The organism is Corynebacterium auriscanis (assembly GCF_030408435.1).
GTDB classification, from domain to species: Bacteria; Actinomycetota; Actinomycetes; order Mycobacteriales; family Mycobacteriaceae; genus Corynebacterium; species Corynebacterium auriscanis.
Window position 1 is genome coordinate 203,259 of record NZ_CP047046.1, and the last position, 13,315, is coordinate 216,573.

The 13,315-nt window shown below is 60.0% G+C and carries 13 protein-coding genes; 8 read left to right on the forward strand and 5 right to left on the reverse strand.

The features are described 5' to 3' along the window. Nucleotides 1-41: 41 nt before the first annotated feature. Nucleotides 42-956, forward strand: coding sequence for a DUF5926 family protein (locus CAURIC_RS00860; RefSeq protein WP_035115953.1), 915 nt, complete (start codon nt 42-44; stop codon nt 954-956). 44 nt (nt 957-1,000) lie between these two features. Here CAURIC_RS00860 and CAURIC_RS11025 read toward each other — a convergent pair whose 3' ends face one another. The 3 genes from CAURIC_RS11025 to CAURIC_RS00875 all read right to left on the reverse strand — a co-directional run bounded on the left by CAURIC_RS11025 (nt 1,001) and on the right by CAURIC_RS00875 (nt 4,957). After that, complete coding sequence (locus CAURIC_RS11025; protein WP_265915243.1) at nt 1,001-1,837, reverse strand: LCP family protein; 837 nt, start codon at nt 1,835-1,837, stop codon at nt 1,001-1,003. 752 nt (nt 1,838-2,589) lie between these two features. Then, nucleotides 2,590-3,264, reverse strand: coding sequence for a CPBP family intramembrane glutamic endopeptidase (locus CAURIC_RS00870; protein WP_235700840.1), 675 nt, complete (start codon nt 3,262-3,264; stop codon nt 2,590-2,592). A 262-nt stretch (nt 3,265-3,526) separates the two neighbouring features. Further along, nucleotides 3,527-4,957: an amidase family protein gene (locus CAURIC_RS00875; protein WP_168155966.1), complete on the reverse strand. Its 1,431-nt coding sequence runs from the start codon at nt 4,955-4,957 to the stop codon at nt 3,527-3,529. Nucleotides 4,958-5,008: 51 nt separating this feature from the next. On the opposite strand from CAURIC_RS00875, the gene pheA reads away from it, so the two are divergent. The 3 genes from pheA (at nt 5,009) to CAURIC_RS00890 (ending at nt 7,908) form a co-directional block, all read left to right on the forward strand. After that, on the forward strand, nt 5,009-6,067 hold the full coding sequence (gene pheA / locus CAURIC_RS00880) for a prephenate dehydratase (protein WP_235700845.1): 1,059 nt from the start codon (nt 5,009-5,011) through the stop codon (nt 6,065-6,067). Between the two features lie 5 nt (nt 6,068-6,072). After that, on the forward strand, nt 6,073-6,963 hold the full coding sequence (locus CAURIC_RS00885) for a histidine phosphatase family protein (RefSeq protein WP_052095195.1): 891 nt from the start codon (nt 6,073-6,075) through the stop codon (nt 6,961-6,963). A 63-nt stretch (nt 6,964-7,026) separates the two neighbouring features. After that, on the forward strand, nt 7,027-7,908 hold the full coding sequence (locus CAURIC_RS00890) for an SDR family NAD(P)-dependent oxidoreductase (RefSeq protein WP_290182985.1): 882 nt from the start codon (nt 7,027-7,029) through the stop codon (nt 7,906-7,908). A 66-nt stretch (nt 7,909-7,974) separates the two neighbouring features. On the opposite strand, the gene CAURIC_RS00895 is transcribed toward CAURIC_RS00890, so the two are convergent. Beyond that, complete coding sequence (locus CAURIC_RS00895; RefSeq protein ID WP_035115944.1) at nt 7,975-8,325, reverse strand: metallopeptidase family protein; 351 nt, start codon at nt 8,323-8,325, stop codon at nt 7,975-7,977. Continuing rightward, entirely contained in the window at nt 8,315-9,433 is a 1,119-nt protein-coding gene (locus CAURIC_RS00900; RefSeq protein ID WP_084588254.1) for a septum formation family protein, read from the reverse strand. Before CAURIC_RS00900 ends, CAURIC_RS00895 begins: the two co-directional genes overlap by 11 nt. 279 nt (nt 9,434-9,712) lie before the next feature. Between CAURIC_RS00900 and serS the strand changes: the two genes are divergently transcribed. Genes serS through CAURIC_RS00920 form a run of 4 tightly spaced genes read left to right on the forward strand, consistent with a single transcriptional unit; the run spans nt 9,713 to nt 13,283 of the window. After that, entirely contained in the window at nt 9,713-10,987 is a 1,275-nt protein-coding gene (gene serS, locus CAURIC_RS00905; RefSeq protein ID WP_265915246.1) for a serine--tRNA ligase, read from the forward strand. Nucleotides 10,988-10,998: 11 nt separating this feature from the next. Continuing rightward, nucleotides 10,999-11,952, forward strand: coding sequence for a lysophospholipid acyltransferase family protein (locus CAURIC_RS00910; RefSeq protein ID WP_035115941.1), 954 nt, complete (start codon nt 10,999-11,001; stop codon nt 11,950-11,952). Nucleotides 11,953-11,973: 21 nt separating this feature from the next. Further along, nucleotides 11,974-12,828 (forward strand): Cof-type HAD-IIB family hydrolase, encoded by an 855-nt coding sequence (locus CAURIC_RS00915; RefSeq protein WP_035115938.1) that lies wholly within the window; start codon nt 11,974-11,976, stop codon nt 12,826-12,828. A 2-nt stretch (nt 12,829-12,830) separates the two neighbouring features. After that, nucleotides 12,831-13,283 carry a TIGR02611 family protein gene (locus tag CAURIC_RS00920; protein WP_035115935.1) on the forward strand — a complete coding sequence of 151 codons (453 nt, stop codon included), beginning with the start codon at nt 12,831-12,833 and terminating at the stop codon, nt 13,281-13,283. The last annotated feature ends 32 nt before the right edge of the window (nt 13,284-13,315 follow it).

Sequence of the window (13,315 nt, forward strand, 5' to 3'; positions counted from 1 at the left end):
CAATGATGAGCTCGGCAATACCTAAAGGTAAGATAAGCGCCGTGGCTAAGAAGAAAAAGAACAACGAGCAACTTCCAGAGGGCATGAGCCGCCGTCAGGCCAAGCTCGCTGCCCGCGCTGCGGAACGCGCCAAGTTGCAGAAGGACCCTCGTCCGTACGACGGATTCGCTATGGAAGCGGACCTCATCGCACTGCAGGAGTTCGTCCCCTCCGCGCACTTCACGCCAGAAGTGAAGGGGATCGACCGCAAGGTTTCCATCGTCTCTGTGCTGCCAGGCGCCGTTGCAGCCCTGTTGCGCAGCGCCGAGGACGGCGGGGATGCCTATGTCGCGCTGCAAACGCAGCACCGCGGCAACAACCCACACCGCGATCTGGCGTTTGTGCTCAACTGGGTGAAGTCCGCCGAGCCTGGCCAATCCCTCGAAGTCGGCATCGCCGATGGGTCCGAGCCAGAGCTGACGGAGTTCCTGGATAAGAGCACTCAGGAAGACATCACCGTGAGCCAGGACTTCAATTGGTGGCTGACCGAGGCGCAGCAGGGTAACCCTCAGGTGATGGCTACCTTGCAGCGTGCCAACGATTCGGTCCTGCCGTCCCACCGCGTTGATGCAGATATTAAGGGTGCCGCCTGGTGGATCGATCCGGGCGAGAAGGCCCACATCCGCTGGGTGCGTCAAGAGGATGAAATTGAATTGCTGAACGCCTTGGCTCGCCTGCACGCAGCCGGTGAACTGCACTTGGGTGAAGGTTCCAAGTTCGCCGGGGTGTTCCGTACTCACGGTGTGCTGGTCCCTGTGTGGGATTTGGACAACACCAGGGAGTACGGCGCGTGGACTGCTGGCCTAGAAGCTTTGGATAGGAAGCTGGATGCAGCACTGGGGAACTCCGAGGCGCTGACCGCTGATGAGCAGAAGGCAAAGCAGACCATCATTTCCCGTGAGGTAACGATCCGCTGACCGTGCGCGACTACGCCTGAGGGTCTGCGCCGGCCTACGGCGGACTATTTCAACTTGTTGAATATGGCCTGTGCAGCTTGGTCATCCCACACAGCTACATTGCCCGCGTAAGTATCCATGTAGCTGCCGATGGGAACCGTTTCTTGTGTAGCGCCACCACGCATGGCTAGGCCCAACAGGGCCAAGTTCCAAGCGTGGTCCTTTTTATTAACGGTCAGGCTGGAGGCGAGGGACTTCGCAGTGGGCAGACCACGGAATGGGTTGAGGATGGTCCCGGGGGAAGCCACCTTTTTACTCAACGCCGATAGGAATTCTTTCTGACGGTCCACACGGTCCAAGTCACCACGTGCGGAGGTATAGCGGGAGCGTACATATCCCAAGGCGGTGGGGCCATCCATTTCCTGGCAACCGGCCTTGAGGTTTATGCCGGCCATGGGATCATTAAGCGGTTCTTTTAAACACATTTCCAAACCGCCAACGGAATCCACGACATTCGCAAAACCGCCAAAGCCGATTTCGGCATAGCGATCAATTCGCAAACCAGTAGCTTTTTCCACGGTCTGCTGCAGCAGAGCGGGGCCACCAAGGCTGAAGGCTTGGTTCAACTTATTCTGACCCTGGCCAGGGATATCAACCCAACTATCGCGAGGTAGCGAGAGCATGGTGGGCTTACCACCAAGGCTGGGGACATGGACAATCATGATGGTATCCGTGCGTCCCACTGCGTCATTGAGTTCACCGGCCATCAATCGGTCTGCATCCTTTTTGTCCAAACCGGCGCGAGAGTCCGAGCCGACCAATAGCCAGTTAGTGCCCTTGGTATTCCCCACACGGCCACTGTAGTTTTGCAGAGCCTCCGTACGATTGAGTTTTGAATCCACCCAAAACAGACTGCCCACCATGAGGAGAACAAAAACTAGCAATAATGAGGCCACTGCTTTAAACAGCCCGAAGCGTGGCCGGCGGCGTGGGCGACGTGTGGCTTGGGGATCGCGGCGGCGTCGGGACAACAAAGATCCAGAGTCCGTGGGGCGGTTCCGACGCGACGAGGAACCAAAGCTAGGTGATCCGGAAGGGCGCGGTGGCACACTCTCGAAACCGCGCGGCCCCTGGGCAGGTGGCACGCTCTCGAAACTGCGCGGCCCCTGTGCAGGTGGCACGCTCTCGAAACTGCGCGACGCCTGCGGGGAGGGTGGAACTTGTTGCCGGCGATACCGAGGCGGTTCTGGTTGAGGGAGATTATCGTGGTGCGGTGTACGCCGGTTATGCGCGAAAGTGTCATCCGAGTGGCCACTTTCGGGTCGTGCGCTGTCTGCCCGGTTTCCCTCTGGGGGTGGCACAGTACTACGACGCCGAACGGGGCGCCCGAAACGGTCTAAGATCAACTCACCGTTTCGGTCGCGGGCGAAGCCATCTTTGGCGGAATCATCGCGAGGTGTCATGGGGTATATGGTAGCGAGCCATTTATGTAGTTCTTTTTCACACACTTACCTCCCAGTAATCCCTAAGCAAGATTGCAAGTGTTAGGGCGCGGGAATCGTACGCCTGCTTGCGGGAGTCTGGGCGTGGAAAGCGGTGAGAGACACGAGTTCGGTACACAAGGAGGCTGTGGGGCAAGACCGGTGCAAAACCCCTATAACCACACGGCATAACCGACGAACGCGACTGTGTCGATTAACCCGTGTCCGATAACCAGTGGCCAAATCCTCCCTGTTTTCTTGAAGTACCAGAGGTAAATGATGCCCATGACAATGTTGCCTACTCCTGCGGAATATCCCTGGTAGAGGTGATAGCTGCCACGTAACAAGGAACTAGCTGCGAACACCGCGGGCCAACCCCACCGCAGTTGGCGCAGGCGAGTGGCTAGCCAGGCAACCACGACGAGTTCCTCGGCGAAACCGTTGGCCCATGAATTTAGTACCAGCAACGGCAGCTGGGCTGGGTTATCCGCTAGTCCGCTGGGGGCGACGTTCCGGGAAAGCCCCAAGTGCACCGCGCTGAAATAGAAAGCCAACCCAGGCAGGCCAATAATTGCGGCTAAACCCGCGCCGTGCAGCCAGTCCTTCGCCCGCATTCGCCAGTCCATGGGGGCGGGCAGATGGCGCAGTAGCAAAAACAACGCCAGCCCGCCCCACGCAAAGAGGGCGCCACTGCTGATGATTTGGAAAACGGGGTCCAACCACTCCACCCCAGAGGCTGTGCGATTAATTGTGGTGGTTTGTTCGTTGAGCGGGGTGGGATCGAGCGTTGCTTCCAGGAGTCGTAGTGCCGCGCGCACACCGGCCGTGCCGAACGTGATTGTCAGCACTAGTAGGATTTCCCACCTGAGGGGCCGGCTCGCTATACCGCCTGGCGCTGTTTCACTTGGCGGGGTCTCGCTTGGTGCTGTCTCGCCTGGTGCTGTTTCACTTGGCGGGGTCTCGCTTGGTGCTGTCTCGCCTGGTGCTGTTTCACTTGGCGGGGTCTCGCTTGGCGCTGTCTCGCCTAGCGCTGTCTCGCCTGGCGCTGTCTCACTCGGCGGGGTCTCACCTGGCGTTGTCCTATTGAGCTCCATGCCGGGCCCCTTTCCCTCACCCATGCGCGCCACCGCATCCACAGCCATGCCCGCCGCCGGGCGCTGCATGCCCTTCCGACTGAACCACCGCACGGAAACCAAGTTGACCAAAGTCGCTGGGCTCGCCCACACTGAGTTGGGTGGGGTCGAGGACGCGCGTGGCGTCGGTAACCAAAGTAGCCAACCCGAGTAGCTCGCTTTCCGACACGCGATCGCCAACCGCCCCCAGCATCAGAGAAATGGGCCAACGGCCCGGCACCCGGCTGGGGTCGACCAGTGGCACGGTGACGGCCGCCCAACCCATAAGATTCCACAGGGTACCCCACGGAGTCCACGCGGTCTGAGCTGCGAAGTTATCCTGTGGGCTCAGTGAGCTGAATGTTCCTGGGGGTGGCGGAGCATGTGCGATGGTGGGGGTGGCAATGACGTCGAAGTCGTGCCACGGCCCGTCGGAGGGGTCGAGGCTGCAGATTGCTTCTTCTATTCGACGCCGACGCCACGCGGGAACCTGCCGTCCCGTGCTTCGCAGCCACGCCGTCAGTGGTGACAACGTTCCGGGAAGATCCGCACAGCGGGCCGCGATGACCGTAGAAAACAGGTCGAATGTGGATGGCGGGTACGGCGCGGGGGCAGCTGTGACCGACGTGACGGCATCCGTGGTCACCAGCAAACTGGCGCTGGCGGCAGTCGCAGCGGCGATGCGGGGATCCACGGGAACGGGGGAGTGAAAACCCATGTTCGTGTAACCCACGCGGAGCGAATTCGGCACCGCGGCGTGTAGGCCATAGGCGCGGGCGGTGGTGGGAATATCTTTGGCAATGAATCCGTGAGCGGTGGGGGTGAAACCGCCCCGATAGCGGTCGTGCGCTGGCTTTAGCGCCGCCAAACCACAACACGCAGCGGGGATACGAATGGAACCTCCACCATCGGTGGCGTGGGCAATGTCGACCAGCCGGCGGGCAACAGCGACAGCGGCACCGCCCGAAGACCCGCCGGGCATAAACTGCGCGCCCAGTGGGTTGACGGGGTGGGGAAAACCCACCGGTTCCGTATATGCGGTTGTCCCGTATTCCGCGCTAGCGGAAGCACCCACGAGGGTGGCGCCGGCACGCAAGAGGCGCAGGGCTGCAGTATCCGAATGGTCGGCGGTGAGCTGATGGTGAACCGAACCCATGGTAGTGACTTCCCCGGCGAGCTTTTGCAGGTCCTTCAGTAGCACTTCCTGGCCGGATAAATCGCCCACGAGGTGGCCCGTGGGCAGCCAATTCAGCCAGTCGGGGCCCTCTTCCGCGCCGTCCGGGTGTGGGTAATTGGGTTCCGTGGCCAAGGTGCGCGGGCGGTCATAAATACGGGCCACACCCAACTGTTCCGCGGTGAGCCCAGTCCGGCGAATCTCCGTCTGGAGGCGGGTCGCGAAATCTGGACGGTCGAAAGCGGATGGAGTCATAGTGATTGCCACGATACAGGGGCTGGGTATTCCTCTATGGTGATAACTATGATGACCCATCTCTCTGCTTCCGATTCACGATGCCGCGTTGCTTTCTTGGGGCCGCGGGGCACGTTCACCGAGCAAGCGCTACGGGAATTCATGGCCGCCGGGCACGTACCGCCGGCTGCAGAAACCGTGGAGGTGGCAGCGCCGGGCGTCGCCCTAAAGATGGTGAGGGAAGGCCAAGCCGATTTCGCCTGTGTTGCCCTAGAGTCCAGCGTGGATGGGCCAGTGGCACAAACTGAAGATGCGCTGGCGGCGGGAGAGCGACTGCAGATTTACCACGAAGTTATCGTGCCTGTGGCATTCACGATCATGGTGCGGCAGGGGATGGCGCCGGAAGACGCGCGGACGATCACCACACACCCAGTGGCAGAAGCGCAGGTGAGGCAATGGATTGCCGAGCACCTGCCGCATGTGACTTTCGTCCCCGCGAGCTCGAACGGAGCGGCTGCACAGATGGTGGCTGAGGGGCGGGCCGATGTGGCTGCGGCCCCGGAACGCGCCCGGGAAATCCATGACTTGGAGGCGCTGGCGAAAAACGTCGCGGATGTTCCCGGCGCGCACACCCGGTTCGTCTTGGTGGGCAAGCCAGGGGCGCCCACCCCGCGGACAGGCAATGATCGCACCGGGGTGGCTTTCGTCCTCGAAAACCAGCCGAGCAGTTTGTTGGATGCGTTGACGCAGCTTTCGGGACGCGGAGTGGATATGTCCCGCATTAGTTCGCGGCCGTTGAGGGGTGCGTTGGAGGCAGCGAACAGTTCGGGCAGTTTTGGCGCGCCGGGTATCACCGAGGCAATGGGCGCGCTGGGCGCTACGACCGTGACAGCCGGCGAGAGCCTGCCGATGGCGGGGCATTACGTATTCCACGTGGGTGTGGTCGGGCACATTGACGATGCGGCCGTGGCCGAGGCCCTGGCCGGCTTGCACCGGGTTGCACGCCACGTGCGGTACCTCGGCAGTTGGCCGGCCAGCGAGGATGTGAAGAACCGGCACCAGGGCTCGGCACCACCGAGTTTCACCGAATCGGTCACCTGGGTCGACCGTCTCAAGCAAGGGGAGGATTAATCACCGTGACCAGTTCTGTTCCAAACGATGCACCACACACCGCGACGGATTTCGCGGACGTTGTAGCCAACGCAACTCCGCAGGCCGAAGCCGTAGGTGTGCGCCGGTTGTTCCTCGTGCGCCACGGCCAAACCACGTCCAATGCCATCCACGCGCTAGATACTGCCCTGCCCGGCGCGGACCTCACGGAACTCGGGCGTATGCAGGCCACCGAAGCTGGGACAACGCTAGCGGAGCGAACCCAGCGCGCACGCATTCTTTCCAGCCAAGCGGCCCGTGCCCAGCAAACCGCCGTCAATGTTGCCCACGCTTTTGCCGTTGCGGGCGGGCACGTAAGCGGGGTTGGCCGGGATGGTAGCGAGGCTTTGCCTTCTGCTCTTTTGTTGGACGACGCCACTGCGCAGCACATGATCAAATCTCCCCATGCCACCGCCGCAGCCGCGGGCGAGGTGCGTGCTTTACCCGGTGTCGCCGAAATTGCGGCCGGGGATTACGAGATGCGCAATGATGAGGACGCGCACGAGCATTATCATCGCATTCTCGGCGAATGGCTGTATGGCCAGCGCACCACGCGGGTGCCGGGCGGGGAGACTGGAGAGGAAGTCCTGCTGCGTTACCTGAAGCCCTTGTTGGTGGCTTTGGCGGAACACGCAGAACGCGGGGAGGAAGATCTGGCGCTGGTGAGCCACGGAGCCGTTATCCGTTTGGCTGCGGGATTGCTGGGCAACGTGCCCGGGGAATGGGCTTTCGGGCACTACCTGCCGAATGCGCACATGGTGGAGTTGGAAATCCCGGAGCAGTTGCCCGAGATCGTAGAGGGGCACCCGGATGAATTAGAGGCACTGACTGGGACATTCCGCCTGCGTGCATGGGGGTTGCACGGTACTCCAGAATAGAAACCGATGAGTTCTGCGCATTTGGACACATAGGTTCCGTACGAGAAACTAATCTTTTTAGGTATGAGCTTTCTTAGCGGGATCCTAAACAAGAACAAGTCCAATGCTGCCACGGATGGTTCGCATGGTGGCCAAAGAAACCAGGCCGTCGACGGCAACCAGAGGGAGCGGTCCCCACGGGTCGTACTCATCACCGGAGCAGCCTCCGGGCTGGGGTTGGAACTCGCCAAAAATTACCTCGCTTTAGGCGAACGGGTGATTCTCACCGACTTGGCCCCAACGGCACCTTCCAGCGTGGCCGGCCTGGCGGGCAATTGGGAATACCACCAGCTGGATGTCACCAAGGAAGAAGACTGGCAAGCAGTATCTGCCGAGGTCCCAGCCTTAGACATCCTCATCAGCAATGCTGGTATGGCCATCGGTGGCCGGATCACGGAAACGTCGATGGAAACGTGGCAGCGGGCTATCGATATCAACCTGCTGGGTGGCGTGCGCGCGCTGCAGACCTTCGTTCCCAAGATGAACCGCGGGGGTCGTGTGGTTCTTACCGGCTCCTCGGCAGGTTTGGTGCAGCCCCCGGTGATGGCGGCGTACAACGCCACGAAGAGCGCCGTTGTTGGCCTGGCCGAAGGTCTGGATGCGGAACTGCGCTACCGCAAGATCAGCGTTTCGGTTCTTTGCCCCGGATTCTTCAAGTCCAACCTGGCAAGTTCGCTCACAGGGGACGACGCCCACGCGGATCAGATCGCCCGAACCCTTTTGGAGAAAACTTTCCTCACCGCCGAGGTTGTGGCGCGCCGTTCGGTCAAAGGTATCGAAAAGCGCCGTGTGATCATTACCCCGGATTTCTTCTCGGCTTTCACTTGGTACGCCAAGCGCTTCAACCGCGTACCGACCTTGGTCATCACGCGTGTGATTGGCGGCTACGTGGGGCGCAGGGCCTAACCCCAGCCGCTTTCATGGAGCTAACGACGGTGTATTGCCTAGGCGAACCCCGTCTGGCTGTGCGGCCTAACCCCAGCCCAGTTCGTGCAGGCGGTCATCGTCGATCCCGAAATGGTGGCCAAGTTCGTGGATCACGGTGATTGCCACCTGTTCCACGAGCTCCTCTTCCGTATCGCACACGTCTGCTAGCGCTAAGCGGTAGATGGTGATTTTATCCGGCAGGGCAGAGGTATATTCACTGGTCCGCTCGGTGAGGGCCACGCCTTCGTAGAGTCCGAGTATGTGTGGGCTTTCCGGATTGTAGTCTTCGGTGACAATCGCAACATTGTTGACGTTATCGATGAGCTGCCGGGGAATACGGCGCAATCCCGCATCGACAAGCTCCTCGAAACGATCAGGGTCGATATCAATTGCCAACGACGGCTCCATCGGTAGCTTGATTAGCGCCGGCACCGGTATCGGCTTCTGGGCCGGCTTGTCCGGCCGTTCCCGCGGCTCCCGCGTTTCCAGGGGTGGAACCGGCACCGTCGCCCGGCTTGCGCAGCGGGTTGCGCTTAGGTTGCTTGGCCGGTGGCTGGCCGTCGATCGTGAAGCTCTGGCGCACATCACCTTGCAAGGTTGCGAAACTGCCGCCGCTCTTTCCGAACGTCAGCGCGCAATTCACCGATCGTGAGCCTGCATCCCACGACTGCTTCTGCAGAGTCGTCCAGAATGGTGCCAGCGTGGAGTTGTATAGGGCATCGTCGCCGCCGAGGTATTCACGGGCAGCATCGGTGCACACCTTATTCAAGTGTTGGTTTTGTTTCTCGACGCCCGGCCATGGGCCCGAGAACGTTTTGCTGAGGTCCACTAGCTTTGTCACCTGCCACGAGTGTGGTCGGTCGCAGGTTGTCTCGGTGGTGGTATTGCCCTTCACGAGAACGCAGGTATCGGGCTTGGATACCCGCGATTGATCCTGTTGGGCAGCTAACCCGCGAGTCTCCACGGCTCGGCTTTCTTCGTCAATCACCATGACACCGCACAGCATCGTGCGGTCACCGGCTGCCCAGGCGGATTTAGGGGGCAGAATCGGAGCGATGGAATATCGCCCTTCCGGATCGAGTTTGCCCTTGAGGTACTTGAGTGTGGGACCCACGCACAGCTCATTTGTGAGCTTTTCCTGGCGGGCTTTGCCCGGTGGGCGGGATTCGGGTCCGAATTCGCTGGTGGGATACGTGCCTAAGTCTTCGCGTGTAGCGACCTCAAAACGGTGATTCTGCGCACAGTCAACAGTTGCGAAATCTGTGTTGGCCCCTTTGGGCCCCGGCATCCAGTTAACGCAGGCCCCTGCCTGGGCATCGGTAAACGCGGTGGGAACGGGGTCAGCTGCCTTGGACTTGGAATGAATAGCCGGGCTCAAAGGAGTGCCACTTTCGGGCGCGTTAAACAGGAACGCGCCGGCGCCTACACCACCGCATAGGGCGGCGAGCAGTGCAGTTGTCGTGCTTCGCATGCGCTTGGTCCACGTGGCTTGACTGAGGGTCATCCTGCTTCTTTCTCAACGGGTGTTGTTTGACTATAACGCCAAGACGGCTAATCCAAAGCCCAAGGCCGTTGTTGGGTTACAGTGTAGTGGCGAAGTTCGCGTTGGCCCATGCCGAGCGCCGTGAGTTGAAGACCTCAGCATAATTGACGAGTAGCAGTGTAGTGGCGAAGTTCGCGTTGGCCCATGCCGAGCGCCGTGAGTTGAAGACTTCAGCACACTTAACAATTAACAGAGTAGTAGCTGGGCGCGGGGAAACGTTCTACCGCTAAAGTGAACAGCATGATTGATCTGAAGCTCTTGCGCGATAACCCCGACATCGTCCGCGCTTCCCAGCGCACCCGTGGTGAAGATCCTGCCCTTGTGGATCAGCTATTGGAGGCCGATGCGCGCCGTCGCGATGCGATCACCGCCGCCGACTCCGCCCGAGCAGAGCAAAAGTCCTTCTCCAAGGCCATGGGACAGCAAATGCGCACCGCTTCCGATGAGGAGAAGAAGGCGCTGCGCGAGCAGGGCAAGGAAAAGGCCGAGGCAGTAAAAGCACTTGAAGCTGAGCAGGCCGCAGCTGAACAGGCCGTTCACGACCTGCAGTTGAAGCTCTCCAACGTGGTCGAGGAGGGCGCTCCCGCCGGTGGGGAGGACGACTTCGTGGTTCTGGAGCATGTGGGCGAGCCCACGGAGTTTGGTTTCGAACCCAAGGACCACCTGGAGTTAGGAGAATCGCTTGGGTTGATCGATATGAAGCGCGGTACCAAGGTATCGGGTGCGCGTTTCTACTTCCTTACTGGCGACGGCGCTCTTTTGCAGCTGGGTATGTTGCAACTAGCCGCGCAAAAGGCCGTGGAACACGGATTCACCTTGATGATCCCTCCGGTATTGGTCCGTCCCGAGGTCATGGCTGGCACTGGCTTCTTGGGCGCCCATGCCGATGAGATTTACCACCTCGAAGAAGACGACATGTACCTTGTCGGCACCTCCGAAGTTGCCTTGGCTGGATACCACTCCGATGAGATCATCGACTTGAACAACGGGCCCGTGCGCTACGCGGGTTGGTCCTCTTGCTTCCGTCGTGAGGCAGGGTCGTATGGCAAGGACACCCGTGGAATCATCCGTGTTCACCAGTTCGACAAGCTCGAGATGTTTGTTTACTGCAAGCCCGAGGAAGCCAAAACCGTCCACCAGGAACTTCTCCAGATGGAGAAGGACATGCTGGCGGCCGTCGAGGTCCCATACCGCGTGATCGATGTGGCTGGCGGAGACTTAGGTTCGTCCGCAGCGCGGAAATACGACACCGAAGCGTGGGTACCAACGCAGGGCACCTATCGCGAGCTCACCAGTACGTCCAACTGCACGACTTTCCAGGCTCGCCGCCTTAAAACGCGTTACCGCGATGCTGATGGAAAGGCACAAACGGCTGCGACGTTGAACGGCACGTTGGCCACGACCCGCTGGTTGGTGGCCATCTTGGAAAACAATCAGCAGGCCGACGGATCTGTGCGCGTCCCCAAGGCCCTACAGCCATTCGTAGGCAAAGAAGTTTTGGAACCAAAGAAGTAATCTCAATACTCATGGCCAAACTTAAAGACCGCTTTATCCGTCTGCCCGAAGGCTTCGCTCCTGCGCCCAACCACCGCGAGGAAGCCCGGGAATTTCCCTATTCCCGGCCGATCATCTCCATCGCGAAGAAATGGATGGACTGGGTTCAGAAACTCGACGTCGTCATTCTTAACCCGGAGAACATTCCTGCTACCGGTGGCGCGATGATCGCGATCAACCACACCGGTTACTGGGATTTCGTTTACGGTGGCATCCCCGCGCACTTCAACGGCCGTCGCCTAGTGCGGTTTATGGCGAAGAAGGAAATTTTCGACGTCAAGGGAGTAGGCGCGCTCATGCGTGCGATGAAGCACATCCCCGTTGACCGCGCCGATGGGCAAGCTAGCGTGGATGAGGCCATCCGTCGCCTGCGGATGGGGCAGCTGGTGGGCATTTTCCCAGAGGCCACCATTTCTCGCTCCTTTGAAGTCAAAGAATTCCGGCAAGGTGCTGCCAAAATTGCTTTCGACGCCAACGTGCCACTCATCCCACTGACCATCTGGGGATCACAGCAGGTGTGGACGAAGGGGCACAAGCCCAACTGGCGGCCGAAAAATGCAAAACTCGTGCTGATTGTGGGCAAGCCGGTGGAAGTCACCGCAGATTCCGCAGCAACTACCGATCGTTTACATAAAGCGATGGTGGAGCAGCTGCAGGAAAACCGTCGCATCTACGAACAAGAATTCGGCCCCATGCCCAAGGGCGAATACTGGGTGCCGGCCAACATGGGCGGAACTGCCCCAACGCTGGAAGAAGCCACGGTCAAAGACCGGGAGGACCAGGCCGAACGCAAACGCAAGAGGGCGGAGGCGCAGGTTCGGGCAGAGCGGCGTCGAGAAGAAGAAAAGAAACAACTGGCCGCGGCACCCGCCTGGAGAAAACCCGTGATACGCCTGCAGCAACGGTTGAACCGCAAGAACAAATAAACGCTAGGAGTTACATAGGCGATGCAAGGGCCAATATGGAGGCCAAAATTGGTGGTCAGCGATGTGGATGGCACACTGCTAGATCACCGGGAACGAGTATCGCCTCGGATGCGCGCCATTATCGATGACATGGCACGCCAAGGCACCGCGTTCACGCTTGCCACTGGCCGCCCCGCGCGCTGGCTACTCCCAGTGCTGGAACAGATCAACGTACGCCCCATAGTGGTGTGCGCGAATGGGGCCGTAATCTACGACAGCGCATTGGACCGCGTGGTGCATGCCGAAAGTCTTTCACCGGAAGTGCAACGGGACCTCGTGGAATCGCTGCAAGCCGTTGATCCCGAGTGGGGTTTCGCGGTCGAACGCGTTGGTCGTAGTGCTTTCGACCGGGAAAACGAGCTGTTTTGCGTAACCCCCAACTACGATCACGCGTGGATTTCCGATGAGCACACCACCGTGCCACGGGAGCAGTTGGTATCTATGCCCGCGGTCAAGCTTCTGGTACGTGACCACAGGCGAAGCTCCGCGGCACTCTACGAAGCGGTGGCGCCATACATCGATCCCGCCCTGGCACACGCCACGTTTTCCTGGGAAGGCGGATTGGTAGAAATCAGCGCGCCGGGCGTATCCAAGCGCACGGCCCTACAACGAGTGGCCAAGAGCATTGAGGTGCGCACCGAAGACATCATCGTTTTCGGGGACATGCCGAATGACCTGGAGATGTTGCGATGGGCTGGCACTGGGGTGGCGATGGGGAATGCGCGCGACGAAGTCAAGGCAGCCGCGGATGCGGTCACCGCCACCAACGATGATGACGGAGTGGCTGAATACCTCACCCGCTGGTTCAATTCCGCGGAAACCATGAGGGAGAACTAACCATGGCGACCATGGGCGAGGCTGTGCATCAGCGGGTCGAGAAGATCCGCGCACACCACGAGAAGCTGAAACGGCACCCGAGGTTCGGTTTCTTAGTGCGCCCCGTCACCTTGGTTGCGGGCTGGATTATGACCGTCCTGGGAATCATCGCGATTCCATTTCCCGGTCCTGGTTGGCTCATGGTGTTTGTTTCCATCGGTATTTTGTCCCTGGAATTAGAATGGCCGCACCGGCTTCTTAGCTGGTCAGTGCGCAAATACGACCAGATTGATACGTGGTTCAAACAACTGCCGCTGATTATCAAGGGCCTGATCGGTCTTCTCCTGCTGATTATCACCTGGTGCATTTTCGCCTTCCTGTTTTGGGCGGGGTGGAAACTGGGAATGTTGGATTGGACTCGCCCTTGGCTACAACCCGCCGTGGATTGGCTTCCCGACTGGCTGGGGTTGGAGTAGCCACACGCGCGGCGTCGTCCCAAAGAAAAGCC

Bases quoted from the DNA above. Each gene is read 5' to 3' on its own strand.
- CAURIC_RS00875 (WP_168155966.1), bottom strand. From the start codon at position 4,957: ATGACTCCATCCGCTTTCGACCGTCCAGATTTCGCGACCCGCCTCCAG.
- pheA (WP_235700845.1), top strand. From the start codon at position 5,009: ATGACCCATCTCTCTGCTTCCGATTCACGATGCCGCGTTGCTTTCTTG.
- CAURIC_RS00890 (WP_290182985.1), top strand. From the start codon at position 7,027: ATGAGCTTTCTTAGCGGGATCCTAAACAAGAACAAGTCCAATGCTGCC.
- CAURIC_RS00900 (WP_084588254.1), bottom strand. From the start codon at position 9,433: ATGACCCTCAGTCAAGCCACGTGGACCAAGCGCATGCGAAGCACGACA.
- serS (WP_265915246.1), top strand. From the start codon at position 9,713: ATGATTGATCTGAAGCTCTTGCGCGATAACCCCGACATCGTCCGCGCT.
- CAURIC_RS00910 (WP_035115941.1), top strand. From the start codon at position 10,999: ATGGCCAAACTTAAAGACCGCTTTATCCGTCTGCCCGAAGGCTTCGCT.
- CAURIC_RS00915 (WP_035115938.1), top strand. From the start codon at position 11,974: ATGCAAGGGCCAATATGGAGGCCAAAATTGGTGGTCAGCGATGTGGAT.
- CAURIC_RS00920 (WP_035115935.1), top strand. From the start codon at position 12,831: ATGGCGACCATGGGCGAGGCTGTGCATCAGCGGGTCGAGAAGATCCGC.